This window comes from Streptomyces sp. NPDC030183 (assembly GCF_055573455.1).
In genome coordinates, this window is record NZ_JBVIBK010000048.1 from 13,626 (window position 1) to 29,357 (window position 15,732).

Consider the following 15,732-nt stretch of genomic DNA (forward strand, 5'->3'; position numbering starts at 1 on the left):
GACCCTCCCTCTCCTGGCCCCCCAACCTAACCTCTGCCGTCCCGGGCGCCTGACATAGCCTCCGGAGCATGACTGCTGACCTCACCGCTGCCAGGACCGCCGACGTGACCGGCGACGTGTGGCTCCCCCTCCGCCCGGACGAGATCGAGGGCCTGCCGCAGGGGCCCCACTATCTGTTCTACGACGGGGGCGAGGACGGCACCCAGGAGTACCCGGGCGACCCGGCCGACTGCATTCTGTACGTCGTGCCGTACATGAAGCGGCTGTCGGTGCGCGTGGGACCGCTGGAGCACATGCGCAACCTGAGGGTCGTCCAGACGCTGACCGCGGGCGTCGACGACGTGATGTCCCGGCTGTCGGTGCTCGCCCCCGGCATCCAGCTGTGCAACGCGCGCGGAGTGCACGAGGCCAGCACGGCGGAGCTCGCCCTGACCCTCACCCTCGCCTCCCTGCGGGGCGTGCCCGACTTCGTGCGGGCCCAGCAACAGGGCCTCTGGCAGGGCGGGTTCCGCCCCGCGCTCGCCGACAAGAACGTGCTGATCGTCGGCTACGGCGCGATCGGCGCCGCCATCGAGGACCGGCTCACGCCCTTCGAGGTGGCGCGGGTGGCGCGCGTCGCGCGCTCCGAGCGCACCACGGCGCGCGGACCGGTGCACCCGCTCACCGACCTGCCCGCCCTGCTGCCCGAGGCCGATGTCGTGATCCTCTCCACGCCGCTCACCGAGCAGACGAAGGGCCTCGTCAACGCCGATTTCCTGGCCCGGATGAAGGACGGCGCCCTCCTGGTGAACGTGGCCCGCGGCGCCGTCGTCGACACCAAGGCACTGCTCGCGGAGCTGGAGAACGGACGCGTCACCGCGGCCCTCGACGTCACCGACCCCGAGCCGCTGCCGCCAGGTCACCCGCTGTGGCAGGCGCCCGGCGTCCTCATCAGTCCGCACGTCGGCGGCCCCAGCTCGGCCTTCCTGCCGCGTGCGAAAAGGCTGTTGGTGGACCAGTTGGCACGGTTCGTGAACCACGAGCCGCTGCGCAACGTGGTCCTTACGACAGGCGCGACGGCAGACGCGTAATCCACTTCGGGCACCCTCCGCGTTTCTTCGGAAGCGGTACGTGCTCGTATTGCCGCAGGTGGTCACGGAGCGTAGAGGAACTATGTCCCTGAGTGACGAGACTGGTGTATCGTCCCCGACAGGGGCTGCGCCGCGCACCGTTCGGCGCCGGGGACGGACTTGAGACAGCGAGGGGGGCGACGGGCGATGCACGGCCTATGGACGAACGATCCGACGCGACGGACCCGCCGACGGCGGCCCTGGCGAGCTGTGACGTCGAGGCACCCGCTGGGGAGCCACGACGACCACGGCGGTCACGGTCGTTGCCACGTGAACGGCAGCCGCAGAAAGCACACCCATCCCACGCCCCGCGACCGGCGGGACCCGGGAGCGGTGATCACCGGGGAGCTCCAGTGAGCCCCCGCCCGTCCACCGTGTCCACGCTGAACCCCACGCTCCGCTCGCCCAAGTCGCTGTCCGGCCCTCTCCTGCCCGGTGAGCCGGCCTCCGACCGCGGTGGAGCGAGCCTGCGGACTCAGCTCGTGCTCGCCCTGCTGTGCGCGGCCTACGCCGTCGGTGCCGCGTTCAGCTGGGGCGATGAACAAGTCGCCCTCATCATGGGTGACTTCGGGCTGGCCGCCGCCGCGGCGACGGCCGCCGTCTCCTGCTTCCGCTACGCGCGCGGCCGCCGCGGCGGCCTCCGGCCGGCCTGGCTGCTGTTCGCCCTCTCGTCCGCCATGGCGGCGCTGGGCAACGGCGTCTGGGGATGGTACGAGGTCGTCCTGGAGCGGCCCGTGCCCAACCCGAGCTACGCCGACCTGTTCTTCCTCTGCTTCGCGCCGCCCGCCATCGTCGGACTGCTGGTGCTGGCGAAGCGGCCCGTGACCAAGGCCGGCTGGATCTGCCTGGCGCTGGACGCCTGGCTCATCGGCGGCTCCCTGGTCACCCTCGCCTGGAGCCTTGCGCTCGCCCAGACCGCCCAGCTCGGCGGTTCCACCACCGCGCACACCGCGCTCTCCCTGGCGTACCCGCTGCTCGACATCGCCCTGGTCAGCATGGTGCTCGCCCTGCACTTCCGCCGCACGTCCCTGCACCGCTCCGCGGTGAACACCGCGATCGGCGCGCTCGCGCTCACGGTGGTGTGCGACGCCCTGTTCACCTCGCCCCTGCTGCACAACAGCTACCGCTCGGGGCAGCTCCTCGACGCCGGCTGGTTCGCGGGCTCCCTGCTCCTCGCCTACGCCCCCTGGGCCGGGCCGCGCCACGGCCAGTCCGAGGACGGCACGCACACACGCGTGGTGCACGAACACATCCCGGGGCAGCGGCACGACGTCCAGCAGCGGTACGACGGCCCCCAGGCCGCCCAGATCCATGCGCTCCTCCAGGGCGCGGGCCACAGTCGGTATCCGGCCACCCGCCCCATCGCGGGATCCCTGGCCGCGCTCACCCCGTACCTGGCCGCGGCGGTCTGCACCCTGGGCATCCTCTACAACGTCCTCAACGGCCGCAGCGTCGACCGCGTGGTGCTGATCACCGCCTGCACCGTCGTGCTCGCCCTCGTGGTCCGCCAGGGCATCATGCTGCTCGACAACATCACGCTCACCCAGGAACTGGCCCAGAAGGAGAACCACTTCCGCTCCCTGGTCCAGGGCTCCAGTGATGTGATCATGATCGCCGCCCCCAGCGGCATCCTCCGCTATGTCAGCCCGGCCGCCGCCGGGGTCTACGGACGCCCCGCGGAGGAACTCGTCGGCAAGGAGCTGGCCTCGATCATCCACCCCGAGGACCTCGGCTGTGTGGTGCACGAGGTGCGCCGCTTCCTCGCCGCGAGCCCGGCCGAGGAACCCACCACCCGGATCGAGTGCCGCTTCAAGTCCGGCGACGGCGGCTGGCTGAACGTGGAGTCCACCGTCAACCGCCACCACGGCGGCCTCATCTTCAACAGCCGGGACGTGACCGAAAGAGTGCGCCTCCAGGCCCAGCTGCAGCACAACGCCGAGCACGACCCGCTGACCGACCTGCCCAACCGCGCCCTGTTCACCAAGCGCGTCCAGCAGGCGCTCTCCGGCCGCCGCTCCACCGACCGGGGCCTCGCCCTGCGCAACACGGCGGTCCTCTTCATCGACCTCGACGGCTTCAAGGCCGTCAACGACACGATCGGGCACCAGGCCGGGGACGAACTCCTCGTCCAGGCCGCCCGCAGGCTCCAGGACGCGGTCCGCCACGGCGACACCGCCTCCCGCCTGGGCGGCGACGAGTTCGCGGCCCTCATCGTGGGGGACGGCTCCCGGGACCGGGCCGCCCGGGAACAGCACATCTTCGAGCTGGCCGACCGGCTGAGGCTCACGCTGTCCCAGCCCTACACCATCGGCGGCAACGATGTCCGGGTGGCCGCCTCCATCGGCGTCGCCTTCGCCGAGCCCGGCCTCGGCGCGGGCGACCTGCTGCGCAACGCCGACCTCGCCATGTACCGCGCCAAGGCGTCCGGCAAGGGCCGGGTCGAGCTGTACGAGCCGCAGATGCAGCAGGACGTCGTCCGCAAGGCCGAGCTGGCCACCCGGCTGCGGGCCGCGCTGCACGACGGCGAGTTCATGCTGCTCAACCAGCCCGTGGTGGAGCTGGAGACCGGCCGGATCACCTCGGTGGCGACCGCGGCCCGCTGGCGCTCGTCCCAGGGGGTGCTGTTCACCCCGGCCGAATTCCTGCGGGTCTCCGAGGACAGCGAGAAGACCGCCGAGCTGGGTCGATGGATGCTGGAGCAGGCCGTCGAGCAGGCCGCCGACCGTCTCAACAATGGCTTGAACGTGCCGGTCTCCGTCCGTATGAGCGCCCGGCGGCTGCTGGACCGCTCCCTGCCCCCGGGCTCCGTCGAAACCCTGCTGACCCGCCACGGGCTGCCCTCCGGCTCCCTGGTGATCGAACTGTCCGACACGGAGCTGAAGGGCTCCCTGGACGACCTGGAGCGCCGGCTGAAGCAGCTGCGGCGCCTCGGTGTCCGGATCGCCCTGGACGGCTTCGGCAGCGGCCACGGCGCCATCACGGCACTGCGCCGCCTCCCCGTCGACGTGCTGAAGCTGGACCGCAGCCTCGTCGAGGGGGTCGTCGAGTCCACCCGGCTCTACAAGATCACCAGTGGGCTGCTGCGGATCGCGGACGATCTGGGTCTGCGGACCGTCGCCGACGGGGTCGATCTGCCCGAGCAGGTCATCGCCCTGCGCGCGATGGGCTGCACGCACGGCCAGGGTGCCGCTTTCTCCGGACCGCTGGACGAATACCGGCTGCGCCGGGCACTGTCCTTGGGCCACTACCCCGTGCCCTCCGGGCCGGCCGAACCCGCGTTCGCGGGCGGCGGGGCAGGGGTGTACACAAGTGGTGTCCCCGCTGTTTACGGAGGCGGCAGTGCCCTTCGCTCACATAATGAGACTCCCGTCCCACCCACTTGACACACGGTGCGCGCCGGGGGGAGGGTCAGTGCCATGCGCACCCGAATTCTCGTACTTGGAAAGCGCGTCGGCTGAAGCTGGGACCGACCGGAGGATGATCCGGAATCCCCAGCGACCGTACCCGGCGCGCTCCCCTCGCTTGCCTCATGGCAAGGAGGGGTTTTTTGTTGCACGGGCACCAGTCAGCGCAAGCCGCACACCGCACGAACTTCGCAAAAAACCCTCAGCATCGAGAAGAGAATGCCGATGACCGAGCAGGCCTCCGGGGCCCACCATCCGCAGCCGCGGCCCCGATCCGGAGGACAGTCCGCCCCCGTCGAACACGTCACGGGCGCGCAGTCCCTCATCCGCTCTCTCGAGGAGGTCGGGGCCGACACGGTGTTCGGCATTCCCGGCGGCGCGATCCTCCCGGCGTACGACCCGCTGATGGACTCCACCCGTGTGCGGCACGTGCTGGTGCGCCACGAGCAGGGCGCCGGCCACGCCGCGACCGGTTACGCGCAGGCCACCGGCAAGGTCGGCGTCTGCATGGCCACCTCGGGACCCGGTGCCACCAACCTGGTGACCCCGATCGCCGACGCCCACATGGACTCGGTGCCCATGGTCGCCATCACCGGCCAGGTCGCCTCCAAGGCCATCGGCACGGACGCCTTCCAGGAGGCGGACATCGTCGGCATCACCATGCCGATCACCAAGCACAACTTCCTGGTCACCAAGGCGGAGGACATCCCGCGCACCATCGCGCAGGCCTTCCACATCGCCTCCACCGGCCGCCCCGGCCCGGTCCTGGTCGACATCGCCAAGGACGCCCTCCAGGCCCGTACGACCTTCAGCTGGCCGCCCGCCACCGACCTGCCCGGCTACCGGCCGGTGACCAAGCCGCACGCCAAGCAGATCCGCGAGGCCGCCAAGCTGATCACCGCCGCGAAGCGGCCGGTCCTGTACGTCGGCGGCGGTGTCCTCAAGGCCGGCGCCACCGCCGAGCTGAAGGTGCTCGCCGAGCTGACCGGCGCGCCCGTCACCACCACCCTGATGGCGCTCGGCGCGTTCCCCGACAGCCACCCCCAGCACCTGGGCATGCCCGGCATGCACGGCTCCGTGGCCGCCGTCACCGGTCTGCAGAAGGCCGACCTGATCGTCGCCCTCGGCGCCCGCTTCGACGACCGTGTCACCGGCAAGCTGGACAGCTTCGCCCCGTACGCCAAGATCGTCCACGCGGACATCGACCCCGCCGAGATCGGCAAGAACCGCGCCGCCGACGTGCCGATCGTCGGCGACGCCCGCGAGGTCATCGCCGACCTGATCCAGGCCGTCCAGAAGGAGCACAGCGAGGGCAACCAGGGCGACTACAGCGCCTGGTGGAAGGACCTGAGCCGCTGGCGCGAGACCTACCCGCTGGGCTACGACCAGCCCGCCGACGGCTCGCTCTCCCCGCAGCAGGTCATCGAGCGCATCGGCCGGCTCGCCCCCGAGGGCACGATCTTCGCGGCGGGCGTCGGCCAGCACCAGATGTGGGCCGCCCACTTCATCCAGTACGAGAAGCCGGCCACCTGGCTGAACTCCGGCGGCGCCGGAACGATGGGCTACGCGGTCCCGGCGGCCATGGGCGCCAAGGCCGGAGCCCCCGACAGGACCGTCTGGGCGATCGACGGCGACGGCTGCTTCCAGATGACCAACCAGGAGCTCACCACCTGCGCCCTGAACGGCATCCCGATCAAGGTCGCGGTCATCAACAACGGCGCCCTCGGCATGGTCCGCCAGTGGCAGACGCTGTTCTACAACCAGCGCTACTCGAACACCGTGCTCCACTCCGGTCCGGACGACGTCAACCCGAAGGCCCGCGGCACCCGCGTCCCCGACTTCGTGAAGCTGTCGGAGGCCATGGGCTGCTACGCCATCCGCTGCGAGTCCCCGGACGACCTCGACAAGGTCATCGAGGAGGCGAACTCGATCAACGACCGCCCGGTCGTCATCGACTTCATCGTCCACGAGGACGCGATGGTGTGGCCGATGGTCGCCGCCGGCACCTCCAACGACGAGATCATGGCCGCCCGGGACGTCCGCCCCGACTTCGGCGACAACGAAGACGACTGAGAGCCGTAGGTAAAGGAAGCAGACCATGTCCAAGCACACGCTCTCCGTCCTGGTGGAGAACACCCCCGGCATCCTGGCCCGGATCGCCGCCCTGTTCTCCCGCCGCGGCTTCAACATCGACTCCCTCGCGGTCGGTGTCACCGAGCACCCCGAGATCTCCCGCATCACCATCGTGGTGAACGTGATCGAGGAGCTGCCGCTGGAGCAGGTGACCAAGCAGCTCAACAAGCTCGTCAACGTGCTGAAGATCGTCGAGCTGGAGCCGTCCTCCGCCGTCCAGCGCGAACTCGTTCTGGTGAAGGTGCGCGCCGACAACGAGACGCGCTCCCAGATCGTCGAGATCGTCCAGCTGTTCCGCGCCAAGACCGTCGACGTCTCCCCGGAGGCCGTCACCATCGAGGCCACCGGGTCCAGCGACAAGCTGTCCGCGATGCTGAAGATGCTGGAGCCGTTCGGCATCAAGGAGCTGGTCCAGTCCGGCACGATCGCGATCGGCCGTGGCGCCCGTTCGATCACCGATCGGTCGCTGCGCGCCCTGGACCGGTCGGCCTGACGGTTCGAACGCCTCGCCAGGCGCCGTACGCCTGGTGGACGATTGCCTGACCGACGGCACGGGCGGGCCGGTGACACGCCGTCCGCCCGTATGCCGAGACCCCGAGACTTCCCTTCGCCCCGCCGTCATACGGTGGGAAGCAACACCTGCACTCAAGGAGAGAACCCAAAGTGGCCGAGCTGTTCTACGACGCTGACGCCGACCTGTCCATCATCCAGGGCCGCAAGGTCGCGGTCATCGGCTACGGCAGCCAGGGCCACGCCCACGCCCTGTCGCTGCGCGACTCGGGTGCCGACGTCCGTGTCGGTCTGCACGAGGGCTCGAAGTCCAAGGCGAAGGCCGAGGAGCAGGGCCTGCGCGTGGTGAGCCCGTCGGAGGCCGCCGCCGAGGCCGACGTGATCATGATCCTCGTCCCGGACCCGATCCAGGCCCAGGTCTACGAGGAGCACATCGCCCCGAACCTGAACGACGGCGACGCCCTGTTCTTCGGCCACGGCCTGAACATCCGCTACGGCTTCATCAAGCCCCCGGCCGGCGTCGACGTCTGCATGGTCGCCCCCAAGGGCCCGGGCCACCTGGTCCGCCGCCAGTACGAGGAGGGCCGCGGCGTTCCCTGCATCGCCGCCGTCGAGCAGGACGCCACCGGCAACGCCTTCGCGCTCGCCCTGTCGTACGCCAAGGGCATCGGCGGCACCCGCGCCGGCGTCATCAAGACCACCTTCACCGAGGAGACCGAGACCGACCTGTTCGGTGAGCAGGCCGTCCTCTGCGGTGGTACCGCGGCGCTGGTCAAGGCGGGCTTCGAGACGCTGACCGAGGCCGGCTACCAGCCGGAGATCGCGTACTTCGAGTGCCTGCACGAGCTGAAGCTGATCGTCGACCTCATGTACGAGGGCGGCCTGGAGAAGATGCGCTGGTCGATCTCCGAGACCGCCGAGTGGGGCGACTACGTCACCGGCCCGCGGATCATCACCGACGCCACCAAGGCCGAGATGAAGAAGGTCCTCGCCGAGATCCAGGACGGCACCTTCGCCCAGGCCTGGATGGACGAGTACCACGGTGGTCTGAAGAAGTACAACGAGTACAAGACCCAGGACTCGGAGCACCTGCTGGAGACCACCGGCAAGGAGCTGCGCAAGCTGATGAGCTGGGTCAACGACGAAGAGGCCTGATCCGATGAGGCCGGCCGCGGCGGGTTCACCCGGAGTCGCGGCCGGCCTCTTCTCACGTCCGGGTGACCTTTCCGCAGTGGCGTGGGACGACGCCTTCGGCGCCACTACACTGCTGCACTACATACGCGTCAGGCCCACAGCGTCGTGCGTCTTCCACGCGGCCCAGCGACACCAGAGGTTTGCGGGCACGCCCCCGCGCCCTCCGGCGCCGCTCCCCCTCCACCGCCTGCGGCCGTCGGGACGGCCGTCCGCAGCATTGGACTTGTGAGGACTCACGTGAGCTCGAAACCAGTCGTACTGATCGCTGAAGAGCTGTCGCCGGCCACCGTCGACGCGCTGGGCCCGGACTTCGAGATCCGGCACACCAACGGGGCGGACCGGGCCGAGCTGCTCCCGGCCATCGCCGACGTCGACGCCATCCTCATCCGCTCGGCCACCAAGGTCGACGCCGAGGCGATCGCCGCCGCCAGGAAGCTGAAGGTCGTCGCACGAGCCGGCGTCGGCCTGGACAACGTGGACGTCTCCGCCGCCACCAAGGCCGGCGTGATGGTCGTCAACGCCCCCACCTCGAACATCGTGACCGCCGCCGAGCTGGCCTGCGGTCTCCTCCTCGCCACCGCCCGCCACATCCCGCAGGCGAACACCGCGCTGAAGAACGGCGAGTGGAAGCGCAGCAAGTACACGGGCGTGGAGCTCGCCGAGAAGACCCTCGGTGTCGTCGGCCTCGGCCGCATCGGCGCGCTCGTCGCGCAGCGCATGTCCGCCTTCGGCATGAAGGTCGTCGCCTACGACCCGTACGTGCAGCCCGCGCGCGCGGCGCAGATGGGTGTGAAGGTCCTGTCGCTGGACGAGCTGCTGGAGGTCTCGGACTTCATCACCGTCCACCTGCCGAAGACCCCCGAGACGGTCGGCCTGATCGGCGCCGAGGCGCTGCACAAGGTGAAGCCGTCGGTGCGCATCGTGAACGCCGCGCGCGGTGGCATCGTCGACGAGGCCGCGCTGTACTCGGCGCTCAAGGAGGGCCGCGTCGCCGGCGCCGGTCTCGACGTGTACGCCAAGGAGCCGTGCACCGACTCCCCGCTGTTCGAGCTGGACGAGGTCGTCTGCACCCCGCACCTCGGCGCCTCCACCGACGAGGCGCAGGAGAAGGCCGGTATCGCCGTCGCCCGCTCCGTGCGTCTCGCCCTCGCCGGTGAGCTGGTCCCGGACGCGGTGAACGTGCAGGGCGGTGTCATCGCCGAGGACGTCAAGCCGGGTCTGCCGCTCGCCGAGCGCCTCGGCCGCATCTTCACCGCGCTGGCCGGTGAGGTCGCGGTCCGCCTCGACGTCGAGGTGTACGGCGAGATCACCCAGCACGACGTGAAGGTGCTGGAGCTGTCCGCGCTGAAGGGCGTCTTCGAGGACGTCGTCGACGAGACGGTGTCGTACGTGAACGCGCCGCTGTTCGCGCAGGAGCGGGGCGTCGAGGTACGGCTGACGACCAGCTCGGAGTCGCCGGACCACCGCAATGTGGTCACCGTGCGGGGCACGCTCGGCAGCGGTGAGGAGGTCTCGGTGTCCGGCACCCTGGCCGGGCCGAAGCACCACCAGAAGATCGTGGCCGTCGGCGAGTACGACGTGGACCTGGCGCTCGCGGACCACATGGTCGTCCTGCGGTACGTGGACCGTCCCGGTGTCGTCGGCACGGTCGGCCGGATCTTCGGCGAGCACGGCATCAACATCGCCGGTATGCAGGTCGCCCGCTCCGCCGCCGGTGGCGAGGCCCTCGCGGTCCTGACTGTCGACGACACGGTCTCGCAGGGTGTGCTCTCCGAGGTGGCCGAGGAGATCGGCGCGACGTCGGCGCGCTCGGTGAACCTCGTCTGAGTCTCCCGCGGTCTGCGGCCGGGGCCCGGTCACCTTCGGGTGACCGGGCCCCGGCCCGTTTTCCGGAAGGACTACGCCGGTACGAGCCGGCCCGCGCGCATCTCGACCGAGCGGTCCGCGAAGTGCCGTACAACTGCTCGGTCGTGACAGATGAACAGATAGGCGAGCCCCAGGTCGTCCTGGAGGTCGGCGAGGAGGTTGAGGACGCCGGCCCGGACGGACGGGTCGAGGGCGGAGACCGGTTCGTCGAGGACGAGGAGACGGGGCTCGGAGGCAAGGGCGCGGGCGATGCCGGCGCGCTGGCACTGGCCGCCGGACAGCTCGTGCGGGAAGCGGTCGCCGTGGGTTGGGTCGAGGCCGACGCGGTCGAGGAGCTCGGCGACCCGCGCCGGGCCCGTCGCGTCCCAGCGGCCCTGGACGCGCAGGGGCTCGGCGACCGCGTCACGGATGCGGTGGCGGGGACTGAGCGAGCCGTACGGGTCCTGGAAGACCGGCTGCATACGGGGCCGCAGAGGGCGCAGTTCACGCTCCGTGAGCGTCGTCAGCTCCCGGCCCTCGAAACGGACCCGGCCGCCGTCGGGGCGGCGCAGCTGGAGCACGGCCGCCACCGTCGAGGACTTGCCGCAGCCGGAGGGGCCGTTCAGGGCGAGGGTCTCGCCCGCGTCGACGGTGAAGGAGACGTGGTCGACGGCGGTGACCGTGCCGTGGCGGACGACCAGATCGCGCACGTCGAGCAGGGCGGTGGGCTGGTTCACGCGGGCCGCCCCAGGAACAACTCGGTCGCCGGGTACGGCACTTCGTCCCAGCGGTGGCAGGAGACCACATGGCCGTCGCCGACCGTCCAGGGGCCGGGGCCCTCACGGTGGCAGCGGTCCTCGGCGAGCGGGCATCGGGGCGCGAACGCGCAGCCGGGCGGCAGCGCGTCGGGCGCGGGCGGGGAGCCGGGGATGGCGGGCAGCCGGCGGCGCCGGGCGGCGGTCCCACGACGCGAGGCGCCGCCAGCGGGACCGACGGGGCCCGCGGGGCCGTCCTCGCCGGCCGACGGGGGCAGCGACGCCAGCAACCCCGCCGTGTACGGGGCGCGCGGGCGGTCCAGCACCCGGTGCGTCGGGCCCTGTTCGACCTGGCGGCCGGCGTACATGACCAGGACGCGGTCGGTGTGGTCGCGGACCACACCCAGGTCGTGCGTGACCAGCACGAGCGCGGCGCCGACCGCCTCGCGCTGCTCGCCGAGGACCCGCAGCACCTGGTCCTGGAGCTCGGCGTCGAGCGCGGTGGTGGGCTCGTCGGCGACGACGACGTCCGGTTCGTTGATCGTCGCCATGGCGATCACTGCACGCTGCCGCATCCCGCCGGAGTACTCGTGGGGGTACGCCCGTGCCTTGCGCGCGGCGTCGGGGATGCCGACCCGGTCGAGGGCGGCGACCGCCCGGGCCCTGGCCTGGGAGCGGGACACGCCCGCCACCGACCGTACGGCCGCGGCGAGTTGGTCGCCGACGGGGTGCACGGGGGACAGGGCGGACAGGGCGTCCTGGGGGACGAGGGCGATCCGGCGCCCGCGCACGGCGGCGAGCGCCGGGCGGGTGGCGCCCACGAGCTCGGCGTACGACCCCGGCTCGTCCCGCAGCCGGACGCTCCCGCTCGTCGTCGTGCCCCGCGGCAGCATGCCCAGCAGGGCCCGCGCGGTGAGGGACTTGCCCGCGCCGGACTCGCCGACCAGGGCGAGCACCTCGCGGGGGCGGACGTCGAAGGAGAGCCCGCGGACGACCTCCAGGGCGCCGAAGGCGACCCTCAGGTCACGCACGGACAGCAGGGCGTCGGTTGAGGCCGACGCGACGGGCACCGTCGGCACCGTCGGTGCGGGCTGCGCGGGCTGTGCGGGCTGTGCCGGCTGTGCAGGTGGTACAGGTTGTGCAGGTGGGGCGGAGAGGGAAAGGGGTGGGCCGGGGTCGGGGCACCGGCCGGGTGTGGGGGCCGCGAGGGGTGCGTCAGGCATGTCCGGCTCCCGTCAGGGTCTCGTTCCCGTCCCGGCCGTCCGTGGTGGCCTTCGGGTGTCGGGGTCGTTCCTTCTCGTTCGTCCGGCGCCGGTCGGCCCTCCCGCTCCCGCGCCTTCGCGCCTGCCCCTCGGTGTACGCCGCGCCCGACACCGCGAGGCCCGCCAGCAGGGCCAGGGCGACCGCCGGTGCGAGGGCCGCCCACGGGGCGCGTTCCACGTAGGCGCGGGACTCGTCCAGCAGCAGGCCCCACTCGGGTGCGGGCGGCTGGGCGCCCAGGCCGAGGAAGCCGAGCGAGGCGAGGGCCAGGGCGATTCCGGGGAGGCGGAGGATCGCGTGCCGGGTGACCGGGGCGGCCACCGAGGGCAGGACGTGCCGGGTGAAAATCCAGGAGGGGCCGGCGCCGATGGCCCGTTGGGCGGAGAGGAACGCGGAGGCCCGTACCTCCTGGACCAGGGCCGCCGCGTGCGCGGCCAGCGGGGGCCAGGAGATCAGGGCCACGGCGAGCGCCGCGCCGCCCGTACCGGGGCCCGCCGCGGCGGCGACCAGGATGCCCGCGATCACCGGGGGCAGCGCGTTGGCGATGTCGGACGCGCCCTCGGCGACGCGGGGCACGAAGCCCAGCCCCAGGGCGGCGAGCAGGCTCAGGGCACAGACGGCCGCCGCCGTGCCGACGGTGGAGGCGGCGCCGTGGCCGAGGCGGGCGAGGACGTCACGGCCGAGCCCGTCCGTGCCGAGCGGATGCGCCCAGGACGGCGGCAGCAGCCGGGCGGTGGTGTCCACGGCGTACGGGTCGCGCAGCAGTCCCCAGCCGATCGGGGCCAGCAGGAGCACCGCCAGGGTCAGCGGCACCGCCGGGTGGGTGCGGACCGGTCGGGCGGCCGGGAGGGTGAGGCCGGCGTCGCGCAGGGCGGGGCCGAGGAGCCGGCGCCGGGCGAGGGCCGCCAGGGCGCCCGCGACCAGGCCCAGCGCGAGGAGGGCGAGCACCGAGCCCTGGAGGAGGGGCAGGTCCTGGGACTTGGCCGCGCCCAGTGCCGTACGGCCGATGCCGGGTACCGCGAACACCGTCTCCACGGCGACCGCGCCACCGGTCAGGCCGACGGCGACCATGCCGAACTGCGGGACCAGGGGCGGCAGGACGCGCCGCAGCGCCGCCGCCGAGATCCGCGCCCGGCTGACGCCCGCGCCCCGCCACAGCTCCACCCAGCGCTCGTCGAGCACGCCGGGCAGCGCGTCCGCGACCAGCCGGCCCAGCAGACCGCCGGCCGGGACGCCGAGGGCGACGGCCGGCAGCACCATGTACTGGGGGCCCGCCCAGCCGGAGGTGGGCAGCCATCCCAGCCACACGCCGCACACCAGCAGCGCCACCGTGGCCAGCAGGAACTCGGGGACGGCGGCGAGCATGGCGGCGAACGCGCCGGTCGTGCCCCGGCCCCGCACCAGCACCGGGGCGACCAGCGCGCAGGCCAGCAGCACGGCGACGGCGAGGGCGGCGCCCATGAGGCCGAGGGAGACCTGGAGGCCGGAGACCACCGAGGGGAGCACATCGGTGCCGGACACCCAGGAGGTGCCGAGGTCGCCGCGCAGCAGCCCGGACGTCCATCTGCCCAGCAGGGACAGGGGGCCGGCGTCGAGGCCGAGGTCCTCGCGGATCGCGGTCAGCGCCTCGGCGGTCGCCTCCTGTTCGGCGGACCGGGCACGCAGCACGGTCAGCGCCGGGTCCCGGCCGGAGAGCCAGGGCAGCAGGCCCACGGCGGCCAGGATCGCGGCCAGGCACAGGAGGCGGGTGAGCCCCGCGGGGCTGACGCGTACTCCGGTCTTCACGGTCGCCGCCCCCGGCTTCCTCGCGCCGTCCCTCACTTGACGTAGGTGTCGGCGGTGACCAGTTCGCGTTCGCGCGGGTCGTGCGCCGCGCCCACGACACCGGCCGCGTCGCCCTGGATGACCCGCTCGTGGAGCATCGGCACGGCGGCGTCGGTGCCGAGGACGGCGGCCTCGGCCTCGATGACGGCCTTGCGGCGGGCGTCGCCGGCCGCGGTGTCGGACGCCTTCCGCAGAGCGGCGTCGACCTTGTCGTCCGCCAGCTGGGCGATGTTGAAGGAGCCGTCGGAGGCGAAGTCGCTGTAGAGGTACGCGGCCGGGTCGCCGGAGTCGAGGACGGTCGCCCGGGAGAGGATGAACGCGTCGAACTCGCCCGCCAGCGCGTCGGACTCGATGTTGGCGTACTCGCGGACGTCCAGCTTGACCTTGAACCCGGCCTTCTGGAGCTGCTGCTGGAGCGTGGCGGCGACCTCGGGCAGTTCGGCGCGGTCGGTGAACGTGCCGATGGTGATCGACCTGCCGGACGGGTCACCGGCCTTGGCGCGCTTCACCGGCGACCGCAGTTCGGCGGCCCAGGGCAGCGCGGGCCCGAGCAGCCCCTCGGCCACGTCGGCGCGCCCCTCGTAGACGCCCTTGACGATCGACTTCGCGTCGATGGCCTCGCGGGCGGCGGCGCGCAGCGAGGCGTCCTTGAAGACGCCCTTCCCGGTGTTCAGGTAGAGGGTGTTGGTGCGCGGCATGGGGACCTCGGTGATCAGGTCCTGGTCGAGCACGGCGGCCTGCGAGACGGGGATCGCCTCGACGATGTCGGCCTCGCCGGTGCGCAGGGCGGCGGCGCGGGCGGTGCCGTCCGGTACGAACGTCACGTCGATGCCGGGCGCCTTGGCCTTGCCGCCCCAGTAGTCGTCGTAGCGGTCGAGGGCGGCGGAGGAGGTGCCGTTGACCTTGGTCAGCTCGAAGGGGCCGGTGCCCGCGCCGACCGGGTTCACCGTCTTCCCGCGGTACGCCTTCGCGGCGAGGATCGACAGCTGGGGCGAGCTGAGACGCTGCGGGACCAGGGGGTCCTCGACGGCGGTGGTGACGGTGACCGTGTCGCCGTCGGCCTTCGCGGTCAGCTCCACGCCGTCGAGGATGCGGGGCTTGGGGGAGGCGGTGGCCGCCCGGCTGAGGGAGTTGACGACGGCGTCGGCGGTGAGCTTCGTGCCGTCGTGGAAGGTCACGCCCTCGCGGATCGTGAACGTCCAGCTCTTGCCCGACCGCTTCCACTCGGTGGCGAGCGCGGGCTGCGCGTCGCCCTCCGGGTTCAGCTTCACCAGGGTCTCGGCGGTCGACCAGCGCGACAGCTTGAAGGCGTCGTCGGAGAGCGGTGAGAGGCCCGAGCGGGGCGGCAGCATGTGCGCGACCCGGATGCGCTTGCCCTCGCCGGCGGCGGCGCCGTCGGCCCCCGTCGACGAGAAGCACCCCGTGAGCAGGGCGGAGGCCGCGGTGACCGCGGTCAGGGGGAGAAGACGGACGGGGACGCGCACGGGACACTCCGAGTAAAGGCGTGGTCAAAGGTTGAACGCGCCACGACCGTAGCATGATGACAATCATTTTCAGAAGTAGGTTTCGCGCCACCGAGATCGCCCCGTCGGCCGGACTCGGCCCTAGGTGTATTGACCCGCAGGGTTGTTGACGCGGCTGATGGGTGGCTGGCCTCCGAGGGCGGTGTGGCAGCGATGGTAGTTGTAGGTGTGCAGG

The 15,732-nt window shown here is 72.1% G+C and carries 10 protein-coding genes; 6 read left to right on the forward strand and 4 right to left on the reverse strand.

Translation table 11 applies throughout. The annotated features are described in order from the left end of the window. Nucleotides 1-68: 68 nt before the first annotated feature. The 6 genes from ACZ4Z2_RS35890 to serA all read left to right on the forward strand — a co-directional run bounded on the left by ACZ4Z2_RS35890 (nt 69) and on the right by serA (nt 10,177). Nucleotides 69-1,070 carry a 2-hydroxyacid dehydrogenase gene (locus ACZ4Z2_RS35890; protein ID WP_468081846.1) on the forward strand — a complete coding sequence of 334 codons (1,002 nt, stop codon included), beginning with the start codon at nt 69-71 and terminating at the stop codon, nt 1,068-1,070. Nucleotides 1,071-1,462: 392 nt separating this feature from the next. Continuing rightward, nucleotides 1,463-4,492, forward strand: coding sequence for a putative bifunctional diguanylate cyclase/phosphodiesterase (locus ACZ4Z2_RS35895; protein WP_468081847.1), 3,030 nt, complete (start codon nt 1,463-1,465; stop codon nt 4,490-4,492). Between the two features lie 246 nt (nt 4,493-4,738). Then, nucleotides 4,739-6,586, forward strand: coding sequence for an acetolactate synthase large subunit (locus tag ACZ4Z2_RS35900; RefSeq protein WP_468081848.1), 1,848 nt, complete (start codon nt 4,739-4,741; stop codon nt 6,584-6,586). A 25-nt stretch (nt 6,587-6,611) separates the two neighbouring features. After that, on the forward strand, nt 6,612-7,139 hold the full coding sequence (ilvN, locus tag ACZ4Z2_RS35905) for an acetolactate synthase small subunit (protein WP_055713333.1): 528 nt from the start codon (nt 6,612-6,614) through the stop codon (nt 7,137-7,139). A gap of 170 nt (nt 7,140-7,309) precedes the next feature. Beyond that, nucleotides 7,310-8,311: a ketol-acid reductoisomerase gene (ilvC, locus tag ACZ4Z2_RS35910; protein ID WP_055512707.1), complete on the forward strand. Its 1,002-nt coding sequence runs from the start codon at nt 7,310-7,312 to the stop codon at nt 8,309-8,311. Between the two features lie 276 nt (nt 8,312-8,587). Further along, nucleotides 8,588-10,177, forward strand: coding sequence for a phosphoglycerate dehydrogenase (gene serA / locus ACZ4Z2_RS35915; RefSeq protein ID WP_468081850.1), 1,590 nt, complete (start codon nt 8,588-8,590; stop codon nt 10,175-10,177). Between the two features lie 71 nt (nt 10,178-10,248). On the opposite strand, the gene ACZ4Z2_RS35920 is transcribed toward serA, so the two are convergent. From ACZ4Z2_RS35920 to ACZ4Z2_RS35935, 4 genes are all read right to left on the reverse strand, one after another. Beyond that, nucleotides 10,249-10,932 (reverse strand): ATP-binding cassette domain-containing protein, encoded by a 684-nt coding sequence (locus ACZ4Z2_RS35920; protein ID WP_468081851.1) that lies wholly within the window; start codon nt 10,930-10,932, stop codon nt 10,249-10,251. Further along, nucleotides 10,929-12,020 carry an ABC transporter ATP-binding protein gene (locus ACZ4Z2_RS35925; protein WP_468081853.1) on the reverse strand — a complete coding sequence of 364 codons (1,092 nt, stop codon included), beginning with the start codon at nt 12,018-12,020 and terminating at the stop codon, nt 10,929-10,931. Before ACZ4Z2_RS35925 ends, ACZ4Z2_RS35920 begins: the two co-directional genes overlap by 4 nt. 145 nt (nt 12,021-12,165) lie before the next feature. Beyond that, entirely contained in the window at nt 12,166-13,995 is a 1,830-nt protein-coding gene (locus ACZ4Z2_RS35930) for an ABC transporter permease subunit (protein ID WP_468081854.1), read from the reverse strand. Nucleotides 13,996-14,027: 32 nt separating this feature from the next. Further along, nucleotides 14,028-15,518 carry an ABC transporter substrate-binding protein gene (locus ACZ4Z2_RS35935; RefSeq protein WP_468081855.1) on the reverse strand — a complete coding sequence of 497 codons (1,491 nt, stop codon included), beginning with the start codon at nt 15,516-15,518 and terminating at the stop codon, nt 14,028-14,030. Between the last annotated feature and the right edge of the window lie 214 nt (nt 15,519-15,732).

What these genes read in the sequence shown, in the direction of transcription:
- ACZ4Z2_RS35890 (WP_468081846.1), top strand. Translation starts at nt 69, where the DNA reads ATGACTGCTGACCTCACCGCTGCCAGGACCGCCGACGTGACCGGCGAC.
- ACZ4Z2_RS35900 (WP_468081848.1), top strand. Translation starts at nt 4,739, where the DNA reads ATGACCGAGCAGGCCTCCGGGGCCCACCATCCGCAGCCGCGGCCCCGA.
- ilvN (WP_055713333.1), top strand. Translation starts at nt 6,612, where the DNA reads ATGTCCAAGCACACGCTCTCCGTCCTGGTGGAGAACACCCCCGGCATC.